At 74.0% G+C, this 22,395-nt stretch carries 20 protein-coding genes; 7 read left to right on the forward strand and 13 right to left on the reverse strand.

The window, feature by feature from the left end; translation table 11 throughout:
* Window positions 1-240: 240 nt before the first annotated feature.
* Complete coding sequence (locus ABD353_RS14770; protein ID WP_344624031.1) at window positions 241-804, reverse strand: DUF305 domain-containing protein; 564 nt, start codon at window positions 802-804, stop codon at window positions 241-243.
* A gap of 67 nt (window positions 805-871) precedes the next feature.
* Complete coding sequence (locus ABD353_RS14775; RefSeq protein WP_344624032.1) at window positions 872-2,188, reverse strand: DUF1996 domain-containing protein; 1,317 nt, start codon at window positions 2,186-2,188, stop codon at window positions 872-874.
* A 362-nt stretch (window positions 2,189-2,550) separates the two neighbouring features.
* Between ABD353_RS14775 and ABD353_RS14780 the strand changes: the two genes are divergently transcribed.
* Both ABD353_RS14780 and ABD353_RS14785 read left to right on the forward strand, forming a co-directional pair.
* On the forward strand, window positions 2,551-3,546 hold the full coding sequence (locus ABD353_RS14780) for an MBL fold metallo-hydrolase (protein WP_344624033.1): 996 nt from the start codon (window positions 2,551-2,553) through the stop codon (window positions 3,544-3,546).
* Between the two features lie 76 nt (window positions 3,547-3,622).
* The gene (locus tag ABD353_RS14785; RefSeq protein ID WP_344624034.1) at window positions 3,623-4,675 is read left to right on the forward strand and encodes a HEAT repeat domain-containing protein; all 1,053 of its coding nucleotides are present in this window, start codon (window positions 3,623-3,625) and stop codon (window positions 4,673-4,675) included.
* Between the two features lie 32 nt (window positions 4,676-4,707).
* Here the strand turns inward: ABD353_RS14785 and ABD353_RS14790 are convergent, their stop codons facing one another.
* The 10 genes from ABD353_RS14790 to ABD353_RS14835 form a co-directional block, all read right to left on the reverse strand.
* Window positions 4,708-5,568: a peptidase associated/transthyretin-like domain-containing protein gene (locus tag ABD353_RS14790; protein WP_344624035.1), complete on the reverse strand. Its 861-nt coding sequence runs from the start codon at window positions 5,566-5,568 to the stop codon at window positions 4,708-4,710.
* Window positions 5,569-5,656: 88 nt separating this feature from the next.
* A complete protein-coding gene (locus ABD353_RS14795) occupies window positions 5,657-6,148 on the reverse strand; it encodes a YcxB family protein (RefSeq protein WP_344624036.1) in 492 nt (163 codons plus the stop codon).
* A gap of 62 nt (window positions 6,149-6,210) precedes the next feature.
* Complete coding sequence (locus ABD353_RS14800; RefSeq protein ID WP_344624037.1) at window positions 6,211-7,161, reverse strand: endo alpha-1,4 polygalactosaminidase; 951 nt, start codon at window positions 7,159-7,161, stop codon at window positions 6,211-6,213.
* Entirely contained in the window at window positions 7,158-7,868 is a 711-nt protein-coding gene (locus ABD353_RS14805; RefSeq protein WP_344624038.1) for a spherulation-specific family 4 protein, read from the reverse strand. Before ABD353_RS14805 ends, ABD353_RS14800 begins: the two co-directional genes overlap by 4 nt.
* Window positions 7,868-8,800, reverse strand: coding sequence for an NAD-dependent epimerase/dehydratase family protein (locus ABD353_RS14810; protein ID WP_344624039.1), 933 nt, complete (start codon window positions 8,798-8,800; stop codon window positions 7,868-7,870). The genes ABD353_RS14805 and ABD353_RS14810 overlap by 1 nt, the downstream gene beginning before the upstream one ends.
* 3 nt (window positions 8,801-8,803) lie before the next feature.
* Complete coding sequence (locus ABD353_RS14815; RefSeq protein WP_344624040.1) at window positions 8,804-9,517, reverse strand: sugar phosphate nucleotidyltransferase; 714 nt, start codon at window positions 9,515-9,517, stop codon at window positions 8,804-8,806.
* Between the two features lie 42 nt (window positions 9,518-9,559).
* Window positions 9,560-10,567, reverse strand: a complete 1,008-nt coding sequence (locus tag ABD353_RS14820) for an SDR family NAD(P)-dependent oxidoreductase (protein ID WP_344624041.1) — start codon at window positions 10,565-10,567, stop codon at window positions 9,560-9,562.
* Window positions 10,568-10,706: 139 nt separating this feature from the next.
* A complete protein-coding gene (locus ABD353_RS14825) occupies window positions 10,707-12,281 on the reverse strand; it encodes a hypothetical protein (protein WP_344624042.1) in 1,575 nt (524 codons plus the stop codon).
* The gene (gene pelF / locus ABD353_RS14830; RefSeq protein ID WP_344624105.1) at window positions 12,278-13,783 is read right to left on the reverse strand and encodes a GT4 family glycosyltransferase PelF; all 1,506 of its coding nucleotides are present in this window, start codon (window positions 13,781-13,783) and stop codon (window positions 12,278-12,280) included. Before pelF ends, ABD353_RS14825 begins: the two co-directional genes overlap by 4 nt.
* 238 nt (window positions 13,784-14,021) lie before the next feature.
* Window positions 14,022-16,232: a hypothetical protein gene (locus ABD353_RS14835; RefSeq protein ID WP_344624043.1), complete on the reverse strand. Its 2,211-nt coding sequence runs from the start codon at window positions 16,230-16,232 to the stop codon at window positions 14,022-14,024.
* A 597-nt stretch (window positions 16,233-16,829) separates the two neighbouring features.
* Here ABD353_RS14835 and ABD353_RS14840 point away from each other — a divergent pair.
* The 4 genes from ABD353_RS14840 to ABD353_RS14855 all read left to right on the forward strand — a co-directional run bounded on the left by ABD353_RS14840 (window position 16,830) and on the right by ABD353_RS14855 (window position 19,551).
* A complete protein-coding gene (locus tag ABD353_RS14840; RefSeq protein WP_344624044.1) occupies window positions 16,830-17,003 on the forward strand; it encodes a hypothetical protein in 174 nt (57 codons plus the stop codon).
* 154 nt (window positions 17,004-17,157) lie between these two features.
* The gene (locus ABD353_RS14845) at window positions 17,158-17,559 is read left to right on the forward strand and encodes a YciI family protein (RefSeq protein WP_344624045.1); all 402 of its coding nucleotides are present in this window, start codon (window positions 17,158-17,160) and stop codon (window positions 17,557-17,559) included.
* 1 nt (window position 17,560) lies between these two features.
* On the forward strand, window positions 17,561-18,829 hold the full coding sequence (locus ABD353_RS14850) for an RNA polymerase sigma factor (RefSeq protein ID WP_344624106.1): 1,269 nt from the start codon (window positions 17,561-17,563) through the stop codon (window positions 18,827-18,829).
* A gap of 62 nt (window positions 18,830-18,891) precedes the next feature.
* Complete coding sequence (locus ABD353_RS14855) at window positions 18,892-19,551, forward strand: class I SAM-dependent DNA methyltransferase (RefSeq protein ID WP_344624046.1); 660 nt, start codon at window positions 18,892-18,894, stop codon at window positions 19,549-19,551.
* Between the two features lie 7 nt (window positions 19,552-19,558).
* Here ABD353_RS14855 and ABD353_RS14860 read toward each other — a convergent pair whose 3' ends face one another.
* Entirely contained in the window at window positions 19,559-20,635 is a 1,077-nt protein-coding gene (locus tag ABD353_RS14860) for a phosphotransferase family protein (RefSeq protein ID WP_344624047.1), read from the reverse strand.
* A 361-nt stretch (window positions 20,636-20,996) separates the two neighbouring features.
* On the opposite strand from ABD353_RS14860, the gene ABD353_RS14865 reads away from it, so the two are divergent.
* On the forward strand, window positions 20,997-22,394 hold the full coding sequence (locus ABD353_RS14865; protein ID WP_344624048.1) for an FAD-dependent oxidoreductase: 1,398 nt from the start codon (window positions 20,997-20,999) through the stop codon (window positions 22,392-22,394).
* The last annotated feature ends 1 nt before the right edge of the window (window position 22,395 follow it).

Consider the following 22,395-nt stretch of genomic DNA (forward strand, 5'->3'; position numbering starts at 1 on the left):
CCCTGAACGCGGCGTCGGACCTCTACGGTGCCGGATCCGCCGAGTACGCCCAGGTCGCCGCCGCCTGGGCCGCGGTGAACGTCAGCTGACGCACCCCGGAACGGGTACCGCGGCAGCCGGGTCTCCAGGGCGGAGGCCCGGCTGCCGCCGCGCCGGTTCCACAGGTGCGGCGAGCCACGGGTGCGGCGAGCCGCCGGCGAGGTCGGCACGTGAGCGGCGGGTACCCGGCACGGCAGCGGTTTACGGGCCCAGGCGGGCGAGTTGGGCGGCGCGGGTGCGGCGCAGGTCGGCGGCGAGTTGCCGGGCGGGCGCCGCGGCACCGGCGGTGGACTCGGAGTCGGCGAGGCGGACGGACTGCTCCAGGTACTCGCGCAGGTGCAGGACGGCGTAGCGGTCGAAGTCGGCGCCTCCGGTCCGCTCGGCCTCGGCGTACTCGGCGGCGGTGGTGAAGCCGGGCATGTCGTGGCCGGTGTGCGGGTTGTCGCCGGCCACTCCGCCGAGCCGGGTCAGTTCCTGCAGTCGGGCCAGGTCGCCGCGGCCTCCGGCGGCGATCTCCGAGGCGAGCGAGCGGAGTCCGGGGCCGGTGGCCCGCTCCGCGGTCAACTCGGCCAGCCGGACGTTCTGTTGGGTCATCGGCACCAGCAGTTGCAGCCAGGCCGCGTCGGTCGGGTTGAATGCGGTGGCAGAAGGGGAGGCCGGGGCCGCCACGGCAGCCGCGGGCCGGTCCGACGGCCGGGCGACCGCCGCCAGGGCGCCGCACACCGCGAGGGCGGCCACGGCCGCGGCGGCGAAGGCTCGTCTCATCGTTCCTCCTGGGCCTCCGGGTGCGGCGGGGAAGGGACCCCTCGCCGCACCCGGAGGGGTCGTCGGGTCAGGCCGTGCCGTCGGCACCGCACTTGACGATCGGGGCGATGCAGTCCCGGACCCGGCGGGCCATCTCGGCCGCCGGCCAGACGTTGAAGAAGTCGCCGTGCATCGTGTAGCCGGGCCCGGAGGCCAGCCGCAGCCGCGACGGGTCGCCGGTCACCGGGTAGCGCAGCACCTGCCGGAGTTTGGGCACCGGGATCGGGTGGTTGGCCGGGCAGGCGCCGTTGACCGGGTAGGACATGTGGCTCTTGTGGTCGGCGGAGTCGAGGTCCTTGCCGTTCCAGCACTGCGGGAAGTCGAGGTAGGACTCCAGCATCGATCCCGCCGGGCAGTTGACGAAGTCGTGCGAGGGGTTGACCTCGCCGGCGTGCAGGCAGGACCAGCGGGCGATGCTGTTGTCGTTCGGTCCGGTGGCCTTGGCGTTGCCGGCGACGATCCGCAGACCGCGCGGCAGCGGCTGGGTCTGTGCGATGACGTCGTCGCGGACGCCTTCGCCGAGGTAGTAGAAGGTGGTGCCGGTGGGCTCGACCGGGACGTTGTCGGCGTACAGGGTCGGCACCCAGTAGGAGGAGGTGTCGACGGCGGGGTTGCAGGTGCCGCCGGACTGCTCCAGCCGGCCGAGGTCGGAGTTGGCGTCGGTGGCCGCGTTGCCGAAGAAGCTGTGCATGTGCGAGGCGCCGGGCAGGCCGGGGAAGACGATCGGGTCGTCGGGCAGACGGTGGCTGAACGGGCAGTCGGCGAGGAACTCGGCGACCCGCACCGCGCCCGGCGGCACGCCCTGGGTCCCGACCGAGCCGTAGACCTGGAACTCCCAGAGCGAGACGCCCCAGACGGTGGCGCGGGCGGTGGCCAGGACGCGCACGTAGCGGCCGGTGGCGGTCAGGTCGAGGGTCTGCCGGCCGCCGGTGGCGCCGGTGACCTGGCGGACGGTGAGCCAGTCGTTGCCGTTCGCGGAGACCTGCACCTGGTAGGCGCTGGCGTAGGCGGCCTCCCAGCCGAGGACGATGCGGTCGATCGCGGCGTTCCCGCCGAGGTCGACCCGGATCCACTGGTTGTCGGCGGCGGCGCTGGACCAGCGGGTGCCGTCGTTGCCGTCGACGGCCAGCGAGGCCGGATAGGCGGCGTTCTCGACCGAGGAGGCGGTGACCGGCCGGCCCTGCGAGATCGGCTGGTCGACGGCCTGCGCCGGGCCGGAGGTGCCGGTCAGCACCGCGCCCGCGGTGAGGACGGCGGCGGCCAGGGCCACCAGACGGCGCCGCCAGGCGGCACGGCGGTGGATCTGCGGGCGCGGTCGGGAGGACCGCAGCACGGTGGGACTCATGGCTCTCCAATCGGGTGGGGGTCGGAGCCTGAGCGCACGGTGCCCGGGTGGGGCGACACCGCATGAGAGAGCGCTCTCTCAGGGAAGATAGGAGCGCCCCCAAAGGGTGTCAAGGATTCATGAGGATGCTCCGTCAACGGATCGATGTCCGCGGCCCTCGCCCCGACACATCGTCAGAGAGCGCTCACCCGACGGGCATCGACCGAGGCGCCTGCGGAGGCGCACGGGCCGGCCCGGCGGGCGGGGCCGGTCGGCCGGGAGGGCCCGGCGACCGCCGCCGGACCGGCCGCTACGATCGGCGCCGCACCCGATCACGGCGGCCGATCCACCGCCCGCCCCGCGGACGACGTGGAGGACTTCCGATGACGCAGGCGCCCGAACGGCAGGCCGGTCGTACCGAGGAGCAGGCCGACCATCCGGAACGGCTGACGGCCGGCCACCCCTTCCGGCAGTGGAAGACCTGGCGGATCCCCGGCACCGGGCTGACCCTCACCGGCTACTCGCGAGCCAACGACAAGACCTTCTTCCACATACCCGAGCTGCGTTGCAGCCTCGACGCCGGGCTCTGCGAGGGGCGGCAGCCGGACACCGTCTTCCTGACCCACACCCACGCCGACCACGCCAAGGACATCGACTTCCTCGCCGCCAAGGCCTCCGGGGTGGACATCCACCTGCCCGCCGCGGCCGTCCCCTTCGTGGAGTCCTACCTGCGCTCCTCGGCCGAGCTGAACCACGGTCCGGAGTACGACCCGGCGCTCGCCGGGCACCGGCTGCACGGGGTGCAGGGTGGCGACACGTTCTCCTTCGGCCGCGGCGGCCACCGCGTCCGGGTGGTGGAGTGCGAGCACAAGGTGCCCTGCGTCGGGTACGCCTTCTCCGAGGTGCGCACCGCCCTCTCCCCCGCGTACGAGGAGCTGCGGCGGACGCTGCTCGGCGAGGGGCGCGGCGCGGAGTTCGGGCGTCTCGTGGCGCAGCGCCGCAGGGAGGGCGCGGAGGTCGACCGGGAGGTCGTCCGGCCGCTGTTCGCCTACCTCGGCGACACCCACGTGAACGTCTTCGAGCGGAACCCGTGGCTCCTGGAGTACCCGGTGGTGATCACCGAGTGCACCTACCTGGACGACGCCGAGCTGGAGCGGGCGGACCGGGTCGGGCACACCGTGTGGAGCCGGCTGCGGCCGGTGGTCGAGGCGCACCCGGAGACGCTGTTCGTGCTGACGCACTTCAGCCTGCGCCACTCCGATCGCGAGGTCCTGGAGTTCTTCCGGACGGAGAGGGAGCGGGGCGGGCCCGGCAACGTGCTGCTCTGGGTGCACCCGGAGAGCAGCCTGCCGGAGCAGCACCAGCGGACCGACGGCTGACCGGCACTCCGGACCGATGCGAACCGAACCCCTGATCATGTCCTCAGACCGAGCCTCGAAGGGCAGGAGCGCCGCCGTGCCCGAGACCCCGCCCGAACCGCGCACCGCGGCCCTCGCCGACCCTGATCCGGTGGTGCGGGAGCGGGCCGTGCGCGATCTCCGGTCCCGGGGCACGGCGGAGCTGGACACCCTGCCGGCCCTGCTCGGGCTCTTCGGCGACCCGGACCGGAGGGTGGCGTGTCTGGCACGCATTGCGGTCGAGGAACTCGGGGCACCGGCCGTCCCCGTGCTGCAGCGGATCCGGCGTTCCGGGCCGGGACGGCTGCGGCCCGCCGCGCTGACGGCCCTGGCCGAGATCGGCGGCGAACCGCTGCTGTCCGAACGGGACCGGGCAGCCGTCGAACGGCTGGTCCGGATCAAGCTGACCGCCGATCGACCGCAGCCGCTCTCCGCCTGCTGGCTGTACTGGATCGCGGTGGCCGGCGGTGACCAGCAGGGGATCATGCAGGTCCTCGGGCTGACCGGGCCGCGGCCGGTGACCTTCGAGCTGGGCACCGCGATCGTGGACGCGGACGCCCACGGCTGCGGTGACGACGAGCCGGGCAGCCCGGTGGGGCGGGTGTTCGTGACGCCCGAGCTGGACGGCTGGACGCTGGTGGCCGGCGCGTGGTGCGACCCGTGCGATCCGGAGCTCGGCGAGCAGGTGCGGGGGCAGGTCGTCGAACTGAGCGCACGGTACGGCCGCGCGCAGGCGTACTACTTCGGCGCACAGAACGACGGTTCGGCCTGGCTGGTCGCCGAGAACGGCTCGGTGGTGCGCCGCTACAAGGAGGCCGGCGAACCCGACGACCGGCTGTGGACCCTCGGCGAGCCACTGGAGTGCGAGCGTGCCCGGCGCGCCGAACTCGGGCTGCCCGTCCCGTGGGACGACACCGTCCGGGAGGACCTGGACGACGCCGAGGACGAGTGGCGGTGGGAGGCGTTCGGCCTCGCACCCGCGGTGGCCGCGGCCCTGAGCGTCGATCCGCTGACGATCGGACCGGGCACCGTGGTACGGGGGACGCCGGTGATCGCGCTGACACCGATCGGTGTCGCCGAGGGCGTGCCGCGCGGCGCCTACGCGATCTGACGCCGCGCCCGGCACGATCCGGAAGAGCAGGCCTACCGGCCGTTCTTGTCCGGGTCGACGGCGAGGGTGATGACGCCGAGGTGGCCGCCGCCGTCCTCGGTGATCTTCAACAGCATGGCGGGCTTGTAGATGCCGTCGCCGTCGTTGAAGGTGTCGCGGCCGGTGTGCGCCGCGTAGGGCTGCTCGGCGAGGACGGCCGAGTTGAGCTTCTCGTCCATCATCAGCTGGGTGGTGAGGGTGCGTTCGTCGTTCACGTGCACCATGGCGTGGATGTGCACGGTGCGGCCGGAGTACCAGCCGGGCCAGATGGTGGTGAAGGAGACGATGCCGTTGGTGTCGGTGACCTGGGCGCCGCGCAGGTAGCGCTTGTCGTCCTGCGGGACGAGGTCGGCCTGGCTGCCCCCGCCACCGCCACCGCCGTTACCGTCGGGGCGGCCCGGTGCGCCACCGGGGGCTCCGCCGCCGCCCGTGGAGAGTGCCTCGGCGCCCGAGTAGTGGCCGGCCGCGTCGCAGTGCCAGATCTCCACCACCGCGTCGGGCACGGCCCGGCAGCTCTCGCTGTCCTGGACGCGGATCGCCAGCCGCAGCCGGGAGCCCTGCCGGTCCTCGCGGATGTCGGAGCGCACCTTGTCGGCGTCGAAGTAGTACGGGCCCTGGGTGGTCGAGGGCGCGAGCGTACAGGTGTTGGCGCCGGCGAACAGGCCGGTCAGGTCTGCGGTGCCGGTGGCCTGCGGCGAGACGCTGACGGTGGCACCGTCGGAGGCGGTGGCCGTGGTGGTGCTGCCGCCGCCCCGGCCGCAGGCGGCGAGCAGCGCGCCGAGCCCGATGCTGCCGAGCCCGGCCAGGGCGGTCCGCCGGCTCACCCGCCGGCCCTCGTCGTGGTCGATGTCCATGCCACGATGCTGGGCCGCCCTGATGAGATCGGGCTGTGGACACGCTCGACCGGCCATGAGAAGACCGCTTCCCGGCCGGCCTCGGTTGTCAGCCCACGGGCCGGGCGTCCGGCTGCACCGTCCGCCCCGCTGCCGCGGCGGCGCGCACCTCCGCGAGTTGCTCCAGAGTGAAGCAGCGCTTGGGGACGGCGGTGAAGAACCTCGGCGCGTGGAACAGCAGGAGGAAGTCCGCGCTCTCGACGAACCGAACCGACCACCACGCGATCTCCGTCGCGTGGCCCGGCCGCCGGAGGGCCACCCCGGTCGGGGTGACGGTGACCTCGGTGGCGCCCGGCACGGCCGCCGTCTGCTGCCGGGCGGCCGACCGGGTGCCGACGGTGAGCTGGGTCAGGAGGCCGAGGGCGAAGACGGCGGCCACGACCCCCGCCACGGGCTCATGAAGAGCCCAGCCCCAGACCGGGCCACCCAGCAGCAGGGAGATGCCCAGCGTCCAGGCGTTCCGGCGCTGCTTCGCCATGCCCTGTTGGAGCATCCGCACGCGCTCCTGCGGAGTCGTCTCGTAGCTGGCCGTGATGTGCATGGTGCTCCGTTCGCAAGGGACGGATCATCATGGCGCAGTGGCCGCGCCCGGCGGAAGGGTGATCAGCACGGCTGCCGCCAGGCGTCGAGCTCCAGGTGCTTGGTCATGGAGCTGAGGCCGATCTGGCGGCTCTTGGCGCAGTACTGCGCGTTGGGCGTCTTGTACTCGACGTGGAAGACCGCCTTGCCGGCCGTGATGAAGGGTTTGAGGGCGTCGCACTCGTCGAACTCGGCGCACTGCTCGTTGACGGCGAAGTCGAAGTCGCCGACCAGGGCGGGGATCTGGTCGAGGTCGTTCTTGAGGCCGACGGCGAGGCCCCGGTCGTGGGCGAGCTTGGCGATGGCCTTGTTGTAGGCGAGCTGGTCACCGGCGCTGATCTGGAATCCGGTGTCGGCGCGGTAGTTCTCCACCAGGTCCGGTTCGACGCCGTCGAAGCCCTTGTCGCGGCACATGTCGAAGCGCTTGGCCATCAGCGGGAGCAGGACGTCGGTGCGGCGGATGTCCAGTGAGGACTCGCCCTTCCAGCCGTTCGCCCCGCCGAGGACGGTCTTGGGGAAGCTCTTGGCGTCGGAGCGGTAGTCCTCGTACGCGCCGACGTTGACGTAGCAGATGACCTTGCGGCCCTTGGCGTGCAGCGCGGCGACCGTGGCGGCGTCGTTCTCGAAGCCGTCGATGTCGTAGACCGGCACGTCGACGCCGGTGTCGACGCGGCCGTCGAGCTGCCACTGCCAGGCCGTGCGCGGGGCGGGCTGCCAGCGGGCGGCCGTGGTCGGGCGGCCGCCGGTCGGACTGCCGGAGGGGGCCGTGTCGTTGCCCGGGGTCGGCGAGGGGCTCGCCGAGGAGGTGCCGCTCGCGCTCGCGGACCCGGACGGTGCCGGGTTCGCCGTACCGGACGGCGCCGCGGTGGGCTCGTCCGGGTCGGGGCCGTCGTCGTCGCCGCCCCCGCCGGAGCACCCGGCGAGGGTGAGCAGCAGGGCGGCCGCGGCGAGGGCGGCGGGGTGGCGGCGGGTCATGGGTCGGTCTCCGTCCGGGTGGGCGTGAGGGCGGGCCCCGCGAGGGCCGGTGTCAGGGCCGGCGACAGCGTCCGCCACGGGTTGTCGCCGTCGCCCGGTGTCGCGTAGTGGACGGCGGCGCCGCGCAGCCTGGCCTCGCGGGGGACGGCGCGCAGCCGGCCGGACGGCACGCCGTGCACCAGGTGGCAGAAGAGCTCCGGCGGGTGGTCGGCCGTCCAGCGCGGCACGGGAGCCGCCTCGTACGCCTGCCAGTCTCCCTCGAAGGTGACCAGCAGGTCGGCAACCCCGCCGTCGGCGTAGGCCGGGTCGGGGTGGGTGCCGTGGCCGAGGACGACGCTCTCGCAGCCCAGGGCGCGGGCGGCGACGGTGAGCCGCCGCTGGTAGGGCAGGAACGCCGGGTCGGTGCACGCCTGGTCGAAGTAGACGCCGTCGGTGCCGTACCAGGCGCGGTGGCGCTGGAGGTCCTCGGCCACGGCGGCGTGCGGGCGGCGGCCGTAGCCGGTGTCGACGTAGCCGAGGATGCGGACCCCGGCCTCGCGGAGTTCGGCGACGGGTTCGGCGAGCACCGGGTCGGGTGCCTCGCCGGGGCCGTCGGCGGCGTTGACGACGACGCCGTACAGGCGCGGTGCGGCCCGGACGAGGGCCCGCCAGGCGGACGGGTCCTCGGCCGGGTGCACGTAGAGCGGTACCAGCAGTCGCTCCTCCATCAGGCGGCGCGCCCCTGGCTGTCGTTCGGGCCGTCCTCCGCGGCGGCCTTCAGGCCGTGCCAGAGGTCGGCCAGCGAGTCGGCGAGCGTGGTCCGCGGCTCCCAGCCGAGGGCGCGGGCGGTGGAGATGTCGGCCTGCTGCCAGGAGACGGCGGCGGAGCGCTCGGATCCGGCGCCGTGCTCCTCGATCCGGCCGGCGAACCGCGCTGCGGCGACCAGGGCGTCGGCGACGGCGCGGACGGGCCGGGCCTCGCCGCCGGCGATGTTGACCACCGGGGGCAGCGGGTGGGCGGCGGTGAGCACGGTGCCGACCGCGCGGGCGACGTCGCGGGCGTCCACGAAGTCGCGGTGCGCGGAGAGGTCGCCGAGGGTGACGGTGCCGTCGGGGCCGACCCGGCGGAGCTCGGCGGCGAGCCGGCCGGCCAGCGAGGTGCCGGGCGCGCCGGGGCCGATCGGGTTGAACACCCGCAGCACCACGGCGTCCTGGCCTTCGGCGGCGGCGTCGGCGACGGCCAGGGTGCCGGCGAGCTTGGTGGCGCCGTACAGGCCGCCGGGCCGCGGGGCGGCGGTCTCGGCGAGCGAGCTGCCGTGCTCGCAGGCGCCGTACTCGGCGGCGGAGCCGAGGTGGACGAGCCGGGTGCCGGGCAGTGCCGCGCGCAGGGCGGCGGCGAGCACGGCCGGGCCGCGGGCGTTGAGGCCGGTCTGCAGCAGGGCGTCGCCGGTGACGGCGCCGGCGCAGTTCACCACCGCGGCGGGGCGGAGGTCGGCGAGCAGTGCGGCGAGGCCCTCGACGGTCTCGTTGGCGAGGTCGATCCGCAGGTCGGCGGCGGCGGAGTGGCCGGCGCGGAGCACCCGCGCACCGGGGAAGGTGCGCAGGTGCTCGGCGATGTGGCCGCCCAGGAAGCCGGTGGCTCCGAGGACGAGGACGTCCATGGGTCAGGCACCCCGCAGCAGCAGGTCGCGGTTCTCGCGGAAGTCGGCGTTGGCCCGGTCGTAGTCGTCGGGGCGGCCGATGTCCAGCCAGTAGCCGTTGAACTCGTAGGCCTGCGGCGGGGTTCCGGCGTCCAGCAGGTCGAGGACGAGGTCGTCGAAGCCGAGCGGCTTGCCGGGGGTGTACCGGGTGAGGGTGGTCTTGGAGAGGCCGTAGACGCCCATCGAGACGTGGTAGTCCATGCTGGGCTTCTCGCGGAACTCGGTGACCCGGCCCTGCTCGGTGGTGAGGACGCCGAAGTCGATGTTGACCTTGCGGGCGTAGGTGGCGATGGTGAGCGGCGCCTCGGCGTCGATGTGCTGCTTGAGCACGTCGCCGTAGGCGAGGTCGGTGAGGACGTCGCCGTTCATGACGAGGAAGTGCTCGGGCAGGGTGTCGAGCATGGTGAGCAGCGGGCCCATGGTGCCGAGCGGGGTCTCCTCGGTGGTGTAGGAGACGTCGATGCCCCACTGCGACCCGTCGCCGACGTACGCGCGGATGATGTGGCCGAGGTGGCCGATGGCGAGGGTGCAGCTCTCGAATCCGGCCGCGACGAGCTGGCGCATGACGATCTCGAGGATGGCGTGCTGGTCGCCGATGGGCACGAGCGGCTTGGGCAGCGCGGTGGTGTACGGGCGCAGGCGGACGCCCTTGCCGCCGGCCAGGATGACAGCGTGCATGCTGGTGCTCCTTGTCTGTGTGCGGTGGTGGCGGGGCGCGGGTCAGACGTTGTACAGGTCGGTCTTGTAGCGGGCCAGGTTGGCCGGGTCGCGGAAGAACTCGATGGTGTGCAGCAGGCCCTCCTCCAGGGAGTGGGCGGGGGCCCAGCCGGTGGCCTCGCGCAGGCGGGTGGCGTCGGCGACCAGGCGCATGACCTCGGAGGCGGCGGGGCGGATGCGGTCGGTGTCCTCACGGACCGTCAGGTCGGCGTCCATCAGCTTGCCGACCAGGGTGACCAGGTCGCCGACGGAGATCTCGCCGCCGGTGCCGGCGTTGAAGGTGCGGCCGACGACCTGCTCGGCGGGGGCGGTGCCGACGGTCGCGAACGCGGCGGCGGTGTCCTTGACGTAGAGGAAGTCGCGGGTGGGGCGGAGGTCGCCGAGGGTGATGGTGCGCTCCCCCGCCGCGACCTGGCCGATGACGGTCGGGATGACGGCGCGCATGGACTGGCGCGGGCCGAAGGTGTTGAACGGACGGAGCGTCACCACGGGGGTCTCGAAGCTGGCGTGGTAGCTGTCCGCGAGCCGGTCGCCGCCGGCCTTGGAGGCCGCGTACGGGGACTGGGTGTTGATCGGGTGGTCCTCGGTGATCGGGACGGTCTGCGCGGTGCCGTAGGTCTCGCTGGTGGAGGTGTGCACCAGGCGCGGGATCTCCAGGTGGCGGACGGCCTCCAGCACGTTGAGGGTGCCGGTGACGTTGGTCTCCACGTAGGAGTGCGGGGCCTGGTAGGAGTACGGGATCGCGATGAGCGCGGCCAGGTGGTACACCGCGTCGGCGCCCTTGACCAGGCCGGTCACCGAGCCGGGGTCGCGGACGTCGCCGAGCACGATCTCCACGTTGTCCAGGACGTCCTGGCCCAGGGTCTCCAGCCAGCCGAACGAGGAGAAGGAGTTGTACTGGACCATCGCGCGGACGCGGTGGCCGTCGGCGACGAGCTTCTCGACCAGGTGCGAGCCGATGAAGCCCTCGGCTCCGGTGACGGCGGCGGTGGTGGCGGTGGTGCTGCTCATGGACGAGCCTCCGGTGGTGTGGACGTGTGGGTGTGCCTCGCGGGCCCTGGACGGGGCGCGCGGTGGGGGGTACGTGGGTGCCGTCGGTGCGGCACGGGCCCGTTCGGGCGGGTGGCGCGTCAGCCGTGCGCGGTGCGCGTCATCTGTGCGCGGTGACGCGGCCGGTTCTGGCGCGGGCGGCGAGGACCAGCGCGCCGACGGCGAGGCCGGTGGCGGCCAGCCTGGCCGGGGTGGCCCAGGCCGGGTCCAGCGCGCCGGCGGTGCTCTCCGCGACGGCGGCCGCGGTACATATCAGTGCGGGCGGCCACACGGCGCCGAAGACCTGGAGCAGCAGGGCCGTCCAGAGCAGGGCGCCGAGCAGCAGCAGTCCGCCGAGCTGCACCGGGCCGGGCAGGGCGCCCGTCCAGAGCAGCGCGGCGCCGGTGCCGAGGGCGGCGAGGACGGCGAGGTAGCCCGCGAGGAGCCTGACGAGCGTGCGGTCGGTGCGGTTGCGGAACTGGTCGGCGGTGGTGCTGGTGTACAGCGCCGTCACCGAGCGGCTGCGGAACCGGAAGAGCAGCCATTCCGCGAGCCCCATGGTGAGGGTCAGCGCGACGGCGGCCGAGGCGCCGCCGGGCACCGCGGGCCGCCAGGGGTCGCCGAACGAGGCGGTGATCACCAGCGCGCCCACGGCGAGGCCGAACAGGCCGTGCGGCAGGCTGTCGGCGAGCGGCACGCCCGCCTCCGGCGTCTTGTCGCTGGCCTTGAGCCGCTGCCCGATCTCGATGCCGGCGAAGACGGCGGCGAGGAGGAGCGACAGCGCCGGGCCGGCGATCCGCAGCCAGTTCGGCAGGTCGACCGCGAGGGTGGCGGCCGCACCGGCGGTGGTCGGTGCGAGCGCGCCCATCAGCCGCTTGGCCCGCCGGGTCACCAGTAGCACGGTGGCCGAGGCGAGGTAGAGCGACTGCCCCGCGGCGAACAGCAGCACCGCGGTGTCCGCTCCGGCGAGGGCGGCCGCGCCGGTGCCGAGCGCGGTGGCGGTGAGACCGCCGCACAGTAGGCTGCGGCCGACCGCGGCCCGGGCACCGAGCGAGCGCCAGGCGTACGCCCGGTGGGCGAGCGCCTGGTTGAGGCTCCAGCCGACCAGGGCGGTCAGCGCGAGGGCGCTGCCGGCGCCGCCGGACTGCAGGAACCGTGCGGTCGGCAGGTAGGCGAGGCCGGGCAGGGCGAACAGCAGGCCGCGCAGCACGGTGCGTAGCGGGTCGGCCTGCCAGGGGTCGTGCGGCTCCGGTGGCGCGGTGTGGCGCCGCTCGGTGCGGGCGAAGAGCTCCTCCGCGATGGAGAAGGAGTCGGTGCGGCCGTAGCGGACGGCGGCCTGTTCGTCCGTCAGTCCGTCGGACTCCAGGACGGCGGCGATCTCGAAGGGGTGGACGGCGCGGGCGCAGACGTCGGCGAGCCGCTCGGCGAGTTCGTCCAGCGGGTCCTCGGGCAGCGGCACGGGCTCCGCGGCGCCGCGTCCGGCGGCACCGGGCTCGACGATCCGCAGGGCGAGCGTCTCGTCGGGGTTGCGGAGGGTGCCTGCGGCCTTGCCGGTGAGCTCCTCGGGCGGCGGGACGCGCAGGGCGAGCGTCTCGTCCGGCTTCGCGGCCTTCTTGCGGCGGGCCGGCGGCAGGTGCAGGACGACGGTGTCCTCGGGGCGCGGCCCGTCCTCGGAGAGGTTCAGCAGGGTGCTCATCCGGCGGCTCCGACGGCCGAGCGGGCGGCACCGGCGGCGGCCTCCGCCGCCTCGCGCTGGGCGGGCGTCCACCAGTCGAACGGGCCGTCGTCGCGGGCCGTGCGGAAGCGGTCGCGGCGGTCGAGTTCGCTGTAGATGTCGCGGAAGGAGTCGATGGTCTGGCGGAGGGTGAACTGCTCGATGACGCGCATCCGGGCGCCGCGGCCCATCTCGGCGCGGCGGTCGGCGTCGCGGAGCAGTTCGAGCGCGGCCTTCGCCATCGCCTCGGGCTCGCGCGGCGGGACGACCAGCCCGGTGTCGCCGACGGCCTCGCGGACGCCGCCGACGTCGGTGGAGACGGTGGCCCGGCCGCAGGACATCGCCTCGATGAGGGTGAACGGGAAGCCCTCGCTGATGCTGGACAGCATGACGACGTTGCCCGCCGCGTAGGCGTCGCGGATGTCGTCGACGCGGCCCTCGAAGACCACGGCATCGCCGATGCCGAGTTCGGCGGCGAGGGCCTCGCAGCGCTCCCGGTAGGCGGCGCCGCCGGCGGGGGTGCCGCCGAAGAGCCGCAGCCGGGCGCCGGGTATCTCGGCGCGGACGATGCCGAAGGCCCGGATCAGCGTCTCCAGGTCCTTGATCGGGTCGACCCGGCCGGCCCAGCTGAGGGTGGGCACCTCCGGCTCGGGGCCGGCGGGCGGGAAGGCCTCCGGGTCGACGCCGTTGTAGACGGTGCGGATGCGCTCGGCGGGAGTGCCGGCGCGCTCCTCCCAGCGGCGGTTGTAGCGGTTGCCGGGGGTGACCAGGGCGGCCCGTGCGTAGCTCTCGACGGCGAGCATCCGGTAGAAGCCCAGGACGAGCGCCTTGACCGGCCAGGCGTAGCCGGTGCCGTAGCCGAGGTAGCGCTCGCGCAGGTAGATGCCGTGCTCGGTGAGCAGGAACGGGGTGCCGTGCAGGTGGTTGCCGACCAGGCCGGGCAGCGCGGCGAGGCCGCCGCTGACGGCGTGCAGCACGCCGCCGGGCTTGGGGTGCGCGGCGAGGGGGCGCAGCGCGTGCTCCAGGAGCTCGGTGGCGGTGAGGGCGTCGTGCAGGCTGGGCTTGGCGGCGGCGGTGGCGAGGTGGGGGCGGTTCCAGACGTCGGCGAGGACCCGCAGGGCGGCCTCGGAGCGCAGCGCGGGGCTGAGCCGGCCGGCCCGGGCGTGGTCGGCGAGGACGTACAGCTCGGGGCCGAAGGCCTCCTCCTCGGCGGGGTCGAGCAGGGAGAGCAGGAAGCGCTCGTAGCCGGTGAGGAAGGCGCGCATGGCGGCGCCCCTGGGTGCCTGGCCCGGTGGGGCGGGGCCCCAGAGCGGGACGGCGCGGACGTCGGTCACGTGGCCGGGGAGGTCCCAGGAGAGGGGCTGCCCGGCGGTGCCGGTGATCGCGATGACCCGGAACTCGATCTCCGGCATGCCGGTGACGAGCTGGTCGCACCAGACGCTGACGCCGCCGTGGCTGTGCGGGTAGGTGCCCTCGGTGAGCATGGTCACGCGGGTGCCGACCAGGTGCGCCAGGTCGGCCGGGCGTGCCGCGCCCGGCGCGTCGGGCTCGGTCCCGGCCGCGGGCACGGCGTGCAGACGTGTGTTCATGGATTCCCCCCCAGGAAATCCCGCCCCCGGGCTGGCGGGCGGTGGTGGTGCGCGTGGTGCTGGCCGGTGCCCCGGGCCGGGGAGGGTCGCTCCCCGGCCCGGGGCGTTCGGCGGCGGTCGCCGTCCGGTCGGATCAGCGGGTGCTGCGGGTGCCGCCCTTCGTCGCGGTCGACTTGGGCGCGGCCGCCGTGCTGCTCTTGGCGGTGAGCTTGTTAACCGTGGTGCCGTTCGCGGCCGGGCCGGCCGGGACGGGCGTCTTGACACCCTTCGGAACCGGGAGGCTCGCGACCGTCTTGGCGATGGTCGTGCGCAGGGCCGTCATGGCCGTCTTGGCCGGCACCTCGCCGGCCGGCAGCTTCAGCGTGACGCTGACCTGGGTGAGGCCGGGGCCGGCCCAGCCGGACAGCTGCCCGGCGTAGGCGGAGCCGAACGCGGTGGTGCCGATCAGCTGCTTCTGGACGGTGCCGGTGGGCATGGTGGCCTCGGCGAGGACGCCCGACGGCGCGCTGATGGTGACGGTGTCGCCGACCCGGTAGGCGGTGACCTGGCCGGTGTCGACGGCGTTCTTCCACTGCGCGCGGCGCTGCAGCTCGACGCCGATGTCCTTCTGGCGGAGGTTCACCAGCGGGGTGTTGGAGGCGTACAGCCCGTCGTACTCGGAGAGGATGCGCTCCATCACCGGGTAGGCGATGCGGTCCTCGGCGTAGTTCGACTGGTGCACGAAGTGCGGCCGCGGGTCGTTGTTGATCGCCCGGTTGACGGCCAGTCGGGCCTCCAGCGGGACGATGTAGTCGGCGTATCCGGTGTTCACGTCCAGCGGGGTGGGCAGGCAGGTGCTGGTGGCCGGGTTGTCCTCGCAGATGCCGCTGCCGCCCTGCGCGCGGGAGGTGTAGATCCAGTTGTACTCGTCCACCTCCTCGACCGTCTTCGCCGCGTTGTAGAACACGTTCAGCGGGTAGCGCGGGATGGTGAGGGCGTCACCGACCTCGCGCTGCTCGTGCTCGCGGGAGGCGTCGCTGGCCAGCCAGCGGGTGCCGGTGTTGTCCACGGACGGGGCGAGGTACGGGTTGTCGGTGGGCTGCTGCGGGTTGGTGACGAGGCCGGAGTGCTCACCGGTCACCAGCTCGGTGTTGTCCACGTTGGTGAGGCCGTTGTTCGCCGCCCAGGTGCGGTTGTTGGTGATCTGGGAGGTGATGTCGGCCTGGCTGGTCCACACCGTCTGGCCGCTGGCGTTGGTGGTGCAGCGCCACGGCACCACGGTGGTGTCCTGGACACAGCCGAGGAACTGGTGCTGGTAGGTGTGGTTGATCCAGCGGTAGGCGGACTGGTCGGCGATCAGCTGGGCGGCCAGCGGGTCGGTGCCGTTGCCGTCGGCCTTGAAGTCCTCCGAGCCGCCGCCGTTGTACGCCAGGTCGACCTTGAAGTTGTGGGTCTGCTGCCACTGCTTCAGGTACTGGGCGTCGGCGACCGACATCCGGCTGGGGTGCTCCTCCGGGTTGCTGCCGGGCGGGCAGGTCACGTCGCCGGGGGTGCACTTGAGGACGGTGTCCCAGCGGTCGTCCGACATGAAGACGTCGTCGACGTGCAGGGCGAAGTAGTTGCGGTCGTAGCCGAGGTGGATGCCCTCGGTGGCCCACTCGACGATGCCGCGGGCGAGCTGCCGGTACTGCCGCTGGTAGGCGTTGTAGACGAAGGTGACGACCAGTTCGCGGCGACCGTCGTGCGCGTACTCGCCGACCAGCGAACCGCGGGTGTCGGTGCCGGGGATCGGCGCCTCCACGTACGGGGTGAAGGTGGCGCCGGCGGCCTGCTGGGCGAGCGGGGTGGCGATGTAGCCGTAGCTCTCCGACACGGACGGCGAGTTGTCCTCGAAGGTGATACCGCCCTCGAGGTAGCCGAACGGCCCGGACTTGCCGGCGGTGGTCACCTGGGCCTGGACGCCGTCCAGGGTGCCGGCGTAGGCGCCGGGCAGGGTGCCCCAGTTGAGGCCGACGCTCGCACCGGCGTAGGTGTAGGCGTCGACCTGGCGGATGCCGAACTGCGCCTCGTAGGAGGCGAGCGCGGTGAGCTCGGCGGCGCTGAGGCCGGCCGGGCTCTCGCTGGGCATCACCACGGCCTGGAACTTGGCCCGCGGCGCGCCGTTCAGGGTGTCGCTGAGGAAGCCGGCGGCGATGGTCGGACGGCCCGCCGCGGCGAGGTCGATCCGGGTGTACGGCACGCCGGTGCTGTCGAGCTCGGCCACGATCGCGCCGACGGCCGGTCCGCCGTCGTCGACGACCAGCAGCCGCAGGTCGATCCTGGGAGTCGTGGCCGCGTACGCGCCGGGCATCGGCGCCAGCGTCATGACGAGGCCCGCCACCGTGCAGGCAGCGGCAATTCGGGCTCTACGCCCCATGAGGTGTCCCTCCCCCTCGGACGGCGCGCGGGTCGCGCGGAGAGTCGCCGTCCGGATCGTGCGATGTGCGAGTGCGCATTGCGGTGTACGTGTGGTCACCAAAAACGCGGCGCTCAAGGGCGCCGCGCAACGTCATCCCCCGCCGCACATCGTATGACCATCGGCCCCGGTCGCATCCACCGAATCACCCAGGAGAGTGCAAAGTTGTCGAATAATCAGCACATAGGTCATTTGCCATTTCACACGTACCCACCCCGTGCGCCCCCCGCGCTCCCCACTCAGCAAACTCCCAGGTGACCGGCGGGTAGACCGCATCCCTTGCGAGCCCCGCGACCTGGGAACCGTACCGTGCGGGAGCCGTCCGTGCACCTGATCCATTCTCAGGAATGGTCCAGGATCCGCCGAGGAGCCACCTCGCCCGCCTCTCGGGCCTCACAAAGGGAGGGTGACGTTCCGCTACCGACGGCGCGTCAGAAGCGGAACCCGGTTGCGCCACCGGTACGGTTCTGTGACGAGACCGCGACAGTGCATGGGAAGGCCACGTCCATGACACCGTGCTCCCCCTCCGCCGACTGCTCCTGCTCCCCCCGGGACCTCGCCGAGCAGGCCCGCGCCTGGTCGCTGCCCCGGCACCGGCGGCCCACCCCGGCCGGGACGGGCCAGGTGATCGACAGCTTCCTGTCCTGGTGGGGCCGCGCCCGCCGCGCCGACCTCCGCTAGCGCCCGCGGCAAGACCTCCGGTGAGGACCTCCGGCGGGAGCGGGCCGAGATTCTTCGGGGAATCCCGGCCCGGCCTGTCGAAATCGCGCCGCCGGCTTCTACCCACCTGTGACGGCGCCCCGCCCGGGGCCGCCCGCACGGCGAGGAGAGAACGATGAAGTACATGCTGCTGATGCAGTTCAGCGCCCGGAACACCGACTTCCCGGCGATCACCGAGTGGGCCGAGGAGGACGTGCAGGCGCACATCGCCTTCATGGCCGCCACCAACGAGAAGCTGGTCGCCGACGGCGAGTTCGTGGACGGCCAGGGCCTGGCCTTCCCGGACACCGCGAAGATCGTCCGCGCCTCGGGCACCGGCGGCCCGCTGGTCACCGAGGGCCCCTTCCCGGAGACCAAGGAGTTCCTGGCCGGCTACTGGATCGTCGACTGCGAGAGCGAGGGGCGGGCGATCGAGATCGCCGCACACGCCTCCTCCGCGCCCGGCCCCGGCGGCGAGCCGCTGAACATGGCGATCGAGGTGCGCCAGGTGATGGCCGCCCCGCCCGCGGAGCTCTGACCTGACCGGCACCGGCACCGGCACCGGCACCGGCCCTTCCGTCGACGACCTGCTGCGCGACCTCGCGCCGCGGGTCGTCGGCGTGCTCACCCGACGGTACGGCGACTTCTACGCCGCCGAGGACGCCGTCCAGGAGGCCCTGCTCGCGGCCGCCGTCCAGTGGCCCGAGCAGGGCCTGCCGCACCACCCGCGGGCCTGGCTCGTCCAGGTCGCCGCCCGCCGGATGACCGAACAGGTCCGCAGCGAGACCGCCCGCCGCCGGCGCGAGGAGACCGTCGCCGCCCGCGAGCCGGACGACCGCCGCACCGCACCGGCCGCCGACGAGGACGGCGGCGCCGACCGGGACGACTCGCTCACCGTCCTCTTCCTCTGCTGCCACCCCGTGCTGTCGCCGGCCGCCGCCGTCGCGCTCACCCTCCGCTCGGTGGGCGGGCTGACCACCGCCGAGATCGCCCGCGCCTTCATGGTGCCGGAGGCCACCATGGGCCAGCGGATCAGCCGTGCCAAGCAGCGGATCAAGGCCTCCGGCGTGCCGTTCTCGATGCCCGCCGCCGAGGAGCTGCCGCACCGCCTGGACCTGGTCCTGCACGTGCTGTACCTGGTGTTCAACGAGGGCTACGCCGTCAGCGGCGGACCGGACCTGCAGCGCACCGACCTGTCGCGCGAGGCGATCCGGCTCGCCCGGTCCCTGCACCGCGCCGTCCCCGACAGCAGCGAGGCCGCCGGACTGCTCGCCCTGATGCTGCTCACCCACGCCCGCAGCGCCGCCCGCACCGGGCCGGACGGCGAACTCGTCCCGCTCGCCGAGCAGGACCGCGGCCGCTGGGACGCCGCGGCCGTCGCCGAGGGCACCGCGCTGATCACCGCCACCCTGCCGCGCGGACCGGTCGGCCCCTACCAGCTGCAGGCCGCGATCGCCGCCGTGCACGACGAGGCCGCCACCGCCGAGGAGACCGACTGGCCGCAGATCCTCGCCCTGTACGGCGTGCTGGAGCGCCTCGCCGACAACCCGGTGGTCCGGCTCAACCGGGCGGTGGCCGCCGCGATGGTGCACGGCCCCCGCACCGGACTCGACCTGCTCGCCCGGCTCGACACCCCCGACGCCCTCGCCGGCCACCAACGCCTGTACGCGGCACGCGCCCACCTGGAGGAGATGGCCGGCGACCGGCAGGCGGCCCTCGCCGACTACCGCGCCGCCGCCGAACGCGCCACCAACCTGTCCGAACGCCACTACCTCACCCTCCGGGCCGCCCGGCTGAGCGCGGACTGAGCCCCCGGACGGGCTCCGCCGCGTACGGGCCCGAGGCCCGGGCCCGCCGATAGCCTGCCCGCATGACGGAGAACACCGGCGCCGACCACCTCGACGCCACCAGGGACGCCTACGACGCGGTGGCCGTCCAGTACACCGAGCTGTTCGCCGACGGCTTCGGGGCGCGGCCGCTGGACCGGGCGATGATCGAGGCCCTCGCCGGGCTGGTGCTGCAGGAGGGCGGTGGGCCGGTGGCCGACCTCGGCTGCGGGCCCGGCCACGTGACGGCCTACCTGCACGGGCTGGGGGTGGACGCCTTCGGGATCGACGTCTCCCCGGCCATGGTGGCGATCGCCCGGTCGCGGCACCCGCAGCTGCGCTTCGAGGAGGGGGCCATGCTCGGCACCGGACTCGGAGCGGGCTCGCTCGGCGGCATCCTCGCCCACTACTCGCTGATCCACACGCCGCCCGCGGAACTGCCGGGCGTGTTCGCGGAGTTCCACCGCCTGCTGGCGTCGGGCGGGCACGTCCTGATCGCCTTCCAGTCCACCGACGGACCCGTCCCCCCGGTCACGGCCTACGACCACAAGGTCGCGCCCGCCCACCGCTGGTGGCCGGACGCACTCGCCGCACTGCTCCGGGAGGCCGGGCTCACGGAGGTCGCCCGGCTGGTCCGCGGCCCCTACGAGGGCGAGCGCACCCCGCACGCACAACTGCTCGCCCGCCGCCCGGACGCCGGCTGACGCCCGCTCAGCCACCGGCGGCCGTCCCGCCCGGCCCGTCGAGCCCGTCCAGCAGGGCCAGCTGTTCGGCGACCCGTTCGGCGGACCAGGAGAGCAGCCAGGCCGTGTGCTCGGGGGCGTAGCCGCGGGGCGCGCTCTCGACCCGCATCACCAGCGCCAGGTAGATCCGGTAGAGCGCCAGGCGTGCGCGGGCCGCGGGGGTGTCGGTGCGCAGGCCGGGGGCGATGCTCAAATAGCCGGCCAGCAGGTCGGCGTCGTCCTCGGGGGTGCCGAGCGGGTCGAGCCCGACGAGTTCGGCGAGCGGGTCGCCGAAGAAGGCGCGTTCGCCGTCGATGAGGCCGCCGAGTCGCGGGCCGCCGTGCACGGGGTCGCGGGTGAGGACGAGGTTGCCCTCCCAGGCGTCGAAGTGGACGAGGGCGGGCCGGCGGACCTCGGCGAGCGCAGGGGCGAACCGCTCCGGCAGCCCGGCCAGGACGGCGGCCGGCGCGGGGAGCGGGACGCCGAACCGCTCGGCGTCGCCGAGCACGGCGCGCAGCATCCCGGCGAAGGCCGTCGGCCAGTCGGCGCCCTGCAGACCGGCGACGGGCTGGGGGTAGCCGAAGCACGGGCCGGTGGCACCCGCGATCCGGGCGGCGACGGCGCCCAACTGGCGTCGCAGCGGCGCCCGCTGGTCCCTGGTCAGGCCGTCACGCAGCTCGTCCCAGGTGTCGCCGTCGAGGTACTCCAGCAGCAGCCATTCGCCGGGGGTGTCCGGGCCGGCCGGTTCGTGGTGCAGGACGGCGGGGACGGGGGCGCCCGTGGCGGCGGCGAGGCGGTGGAAGAGCGTCTCGGTGCCGAGCAGGCCCTGCTCGTGGGTGAGCGCGGGCGCGTCGGCGGGCGGCGCGGCCTTGAGCACCAGGCGCCGGCCGTCGGCGAGTTCGACCAGCCGGGCGGAGTTGTAGAGCCCCCCGTGCAGGGCCCTCCCGCCGACCACCTCCACCGCCCCGAGCGCCCGGCGGACCCGCCGCTCGGCCAGCTCCTGCGCGGCGCGCCCCTCCTCCCCCCGGCCGGCCCCGGCGGGTTCCTCGGTCACTGCGGCGGTCATGGCGCTCCTCTGCGGACACGGGACGGATCGACGAACGGCGCCACCACGCGGCCGGGGACACCTACGGCGGAGGCACCCTCCGGGAATCCAACAACGCCGCCCCACTTTTGTCGAGCCCTGAACTAAGTCACCGGGACGGCCCCGCGGAGCGTGGCGGCGGTAGCGTTGCGCGGCGGCGGGGCGCGACCGCCGGCCGATGGATCCGGGAAGGCGCCCGGGCCACCCATAAGTCAAACCTATGGGTACATAAAGCAGAGGTATGTACCGCGGAACGTCCAGAGCAGCGAAGGTGGCATTCGGAAACCTCTCCGCCGTCCGTTCCCGGGCCGTCCGCGGCCCGCCCCTGCCGAAGGATGCCGCCATGTCCCGCCCCGTCCGGGTCGCGATCGTCGGAGCCGGCCCCGCCGGCGTCTACGCGGCCGACGCCCTGCTCAAGTCCGAGGTCGCCGCCGACCCGGGTGTCTCGATCGACATCCTGGAGCGGCTGCCCGCCCCGTTCGGGCTGATCCGCTACGGCGTGGCGCCCGACCACCCGCGGATCAAGGGCATCGTGACCGCCCTGCACCAGGTGCTCGACAAGCCGCAGGTCCGCTTCTTCGGCAACGTCGACTACCCGGGCGACCTCGCCCTGGAGGAGCTGCACCGCTTCTACGACGCCGTGGTCTTCGCCACCGGCGCGGTGGCCGACCGCGACCTCGGGATACCCGGGATCGACCTCGACGGTTCGTACGGCGCCGCCGACTTCGTCTCCTGGTACGACGGCCACCCGGACGTGCCCCGCAGCTGGCCGCTGGAGGCCGAGAAGGTCGCCGTGCTCGGCGTCGGCAACGTCGCCCTCGACGTGGCCCGCATCCTGGCCAAGACGGCGGACGAACTGCTGCCCACCGAGATCCCGGCCAACGTGTACGACGGACTGGCCGCCAACCGGGCGGTGGAGATCCACGTCTTCGGGCGGCGCGGCCCGGCCCAGGCGAAGTTCAGCCCGATGGAGCTGCGCGAGCTCGACCACTCCCCCACCATCGAGGTGGTCGTCGACCCGGAGGACATCGACTACGACGAGGGCTCGATCGCCACCCGCCGCGGCAACAAGCAGGCCGACATGGTGGCGTCCACCCTGGAGAACTGGGCGATCCGCGACATCGGCGACCGCCCGCACCGCATCCACCTGCACTTCTTCGAGTCGCCCGTGGAGGTCCTCGGCGAGGACGGCCGGGTGGTCGGCCTGCGCACCGAGCGCACCGCCCTCGACGGCACCGGCGACACCACGGGCACCGGCATCTTCCGCGACTGGGACGTCCAGGCGGTGTACCGCGCCGTCGGCTACCGCTCGGACGAGCTGCCCAAGCTGCCCTTCGACGCCATGACGGCGACCGTCCCGCACGAGGCCGGCCGGGTGCTGGAGGCCGGGGCGCACCTGCCCTCGACGTACGTCACGGGCTGGGTCAAGCGCGGCCCGGTCGGCCTGATCGGCCACACCAAGGGCGATGCCAACGAGACCGTCGCCTGCCTGGTCGCGGACCACCGCGCCGGCCTGCTGCGGCCCGCCGGGTCTCCGGCGGAGGACGCCGTGGTGGCCTTCCTGGAGGAGCGCGGCGTCGACTACACCACCTGGGAGGGCTGGCAGCAGCTGGACGCCCACGAGCGGGCGCTCGGCGAGCGCGAGGGCCGCGAGCGGATCAAGGTCGTCCCGCGGGACGAGATGCTGCGCGCCTCCGGCAGCTCCCTGACGGCCCGCCCCGAGATCGACCCGGCGCAGTGAC

It is taken from the genome of Kitasatospora arboriphila (genome assembly GCF_039528095.1).
Taxonomy (GTDB): Bacteria; Actinomycetota; Actinomycetes; order Streptomycetales; family Streptomycetaceae; genus Kitasatospora; species Kitasatospora arboriphila.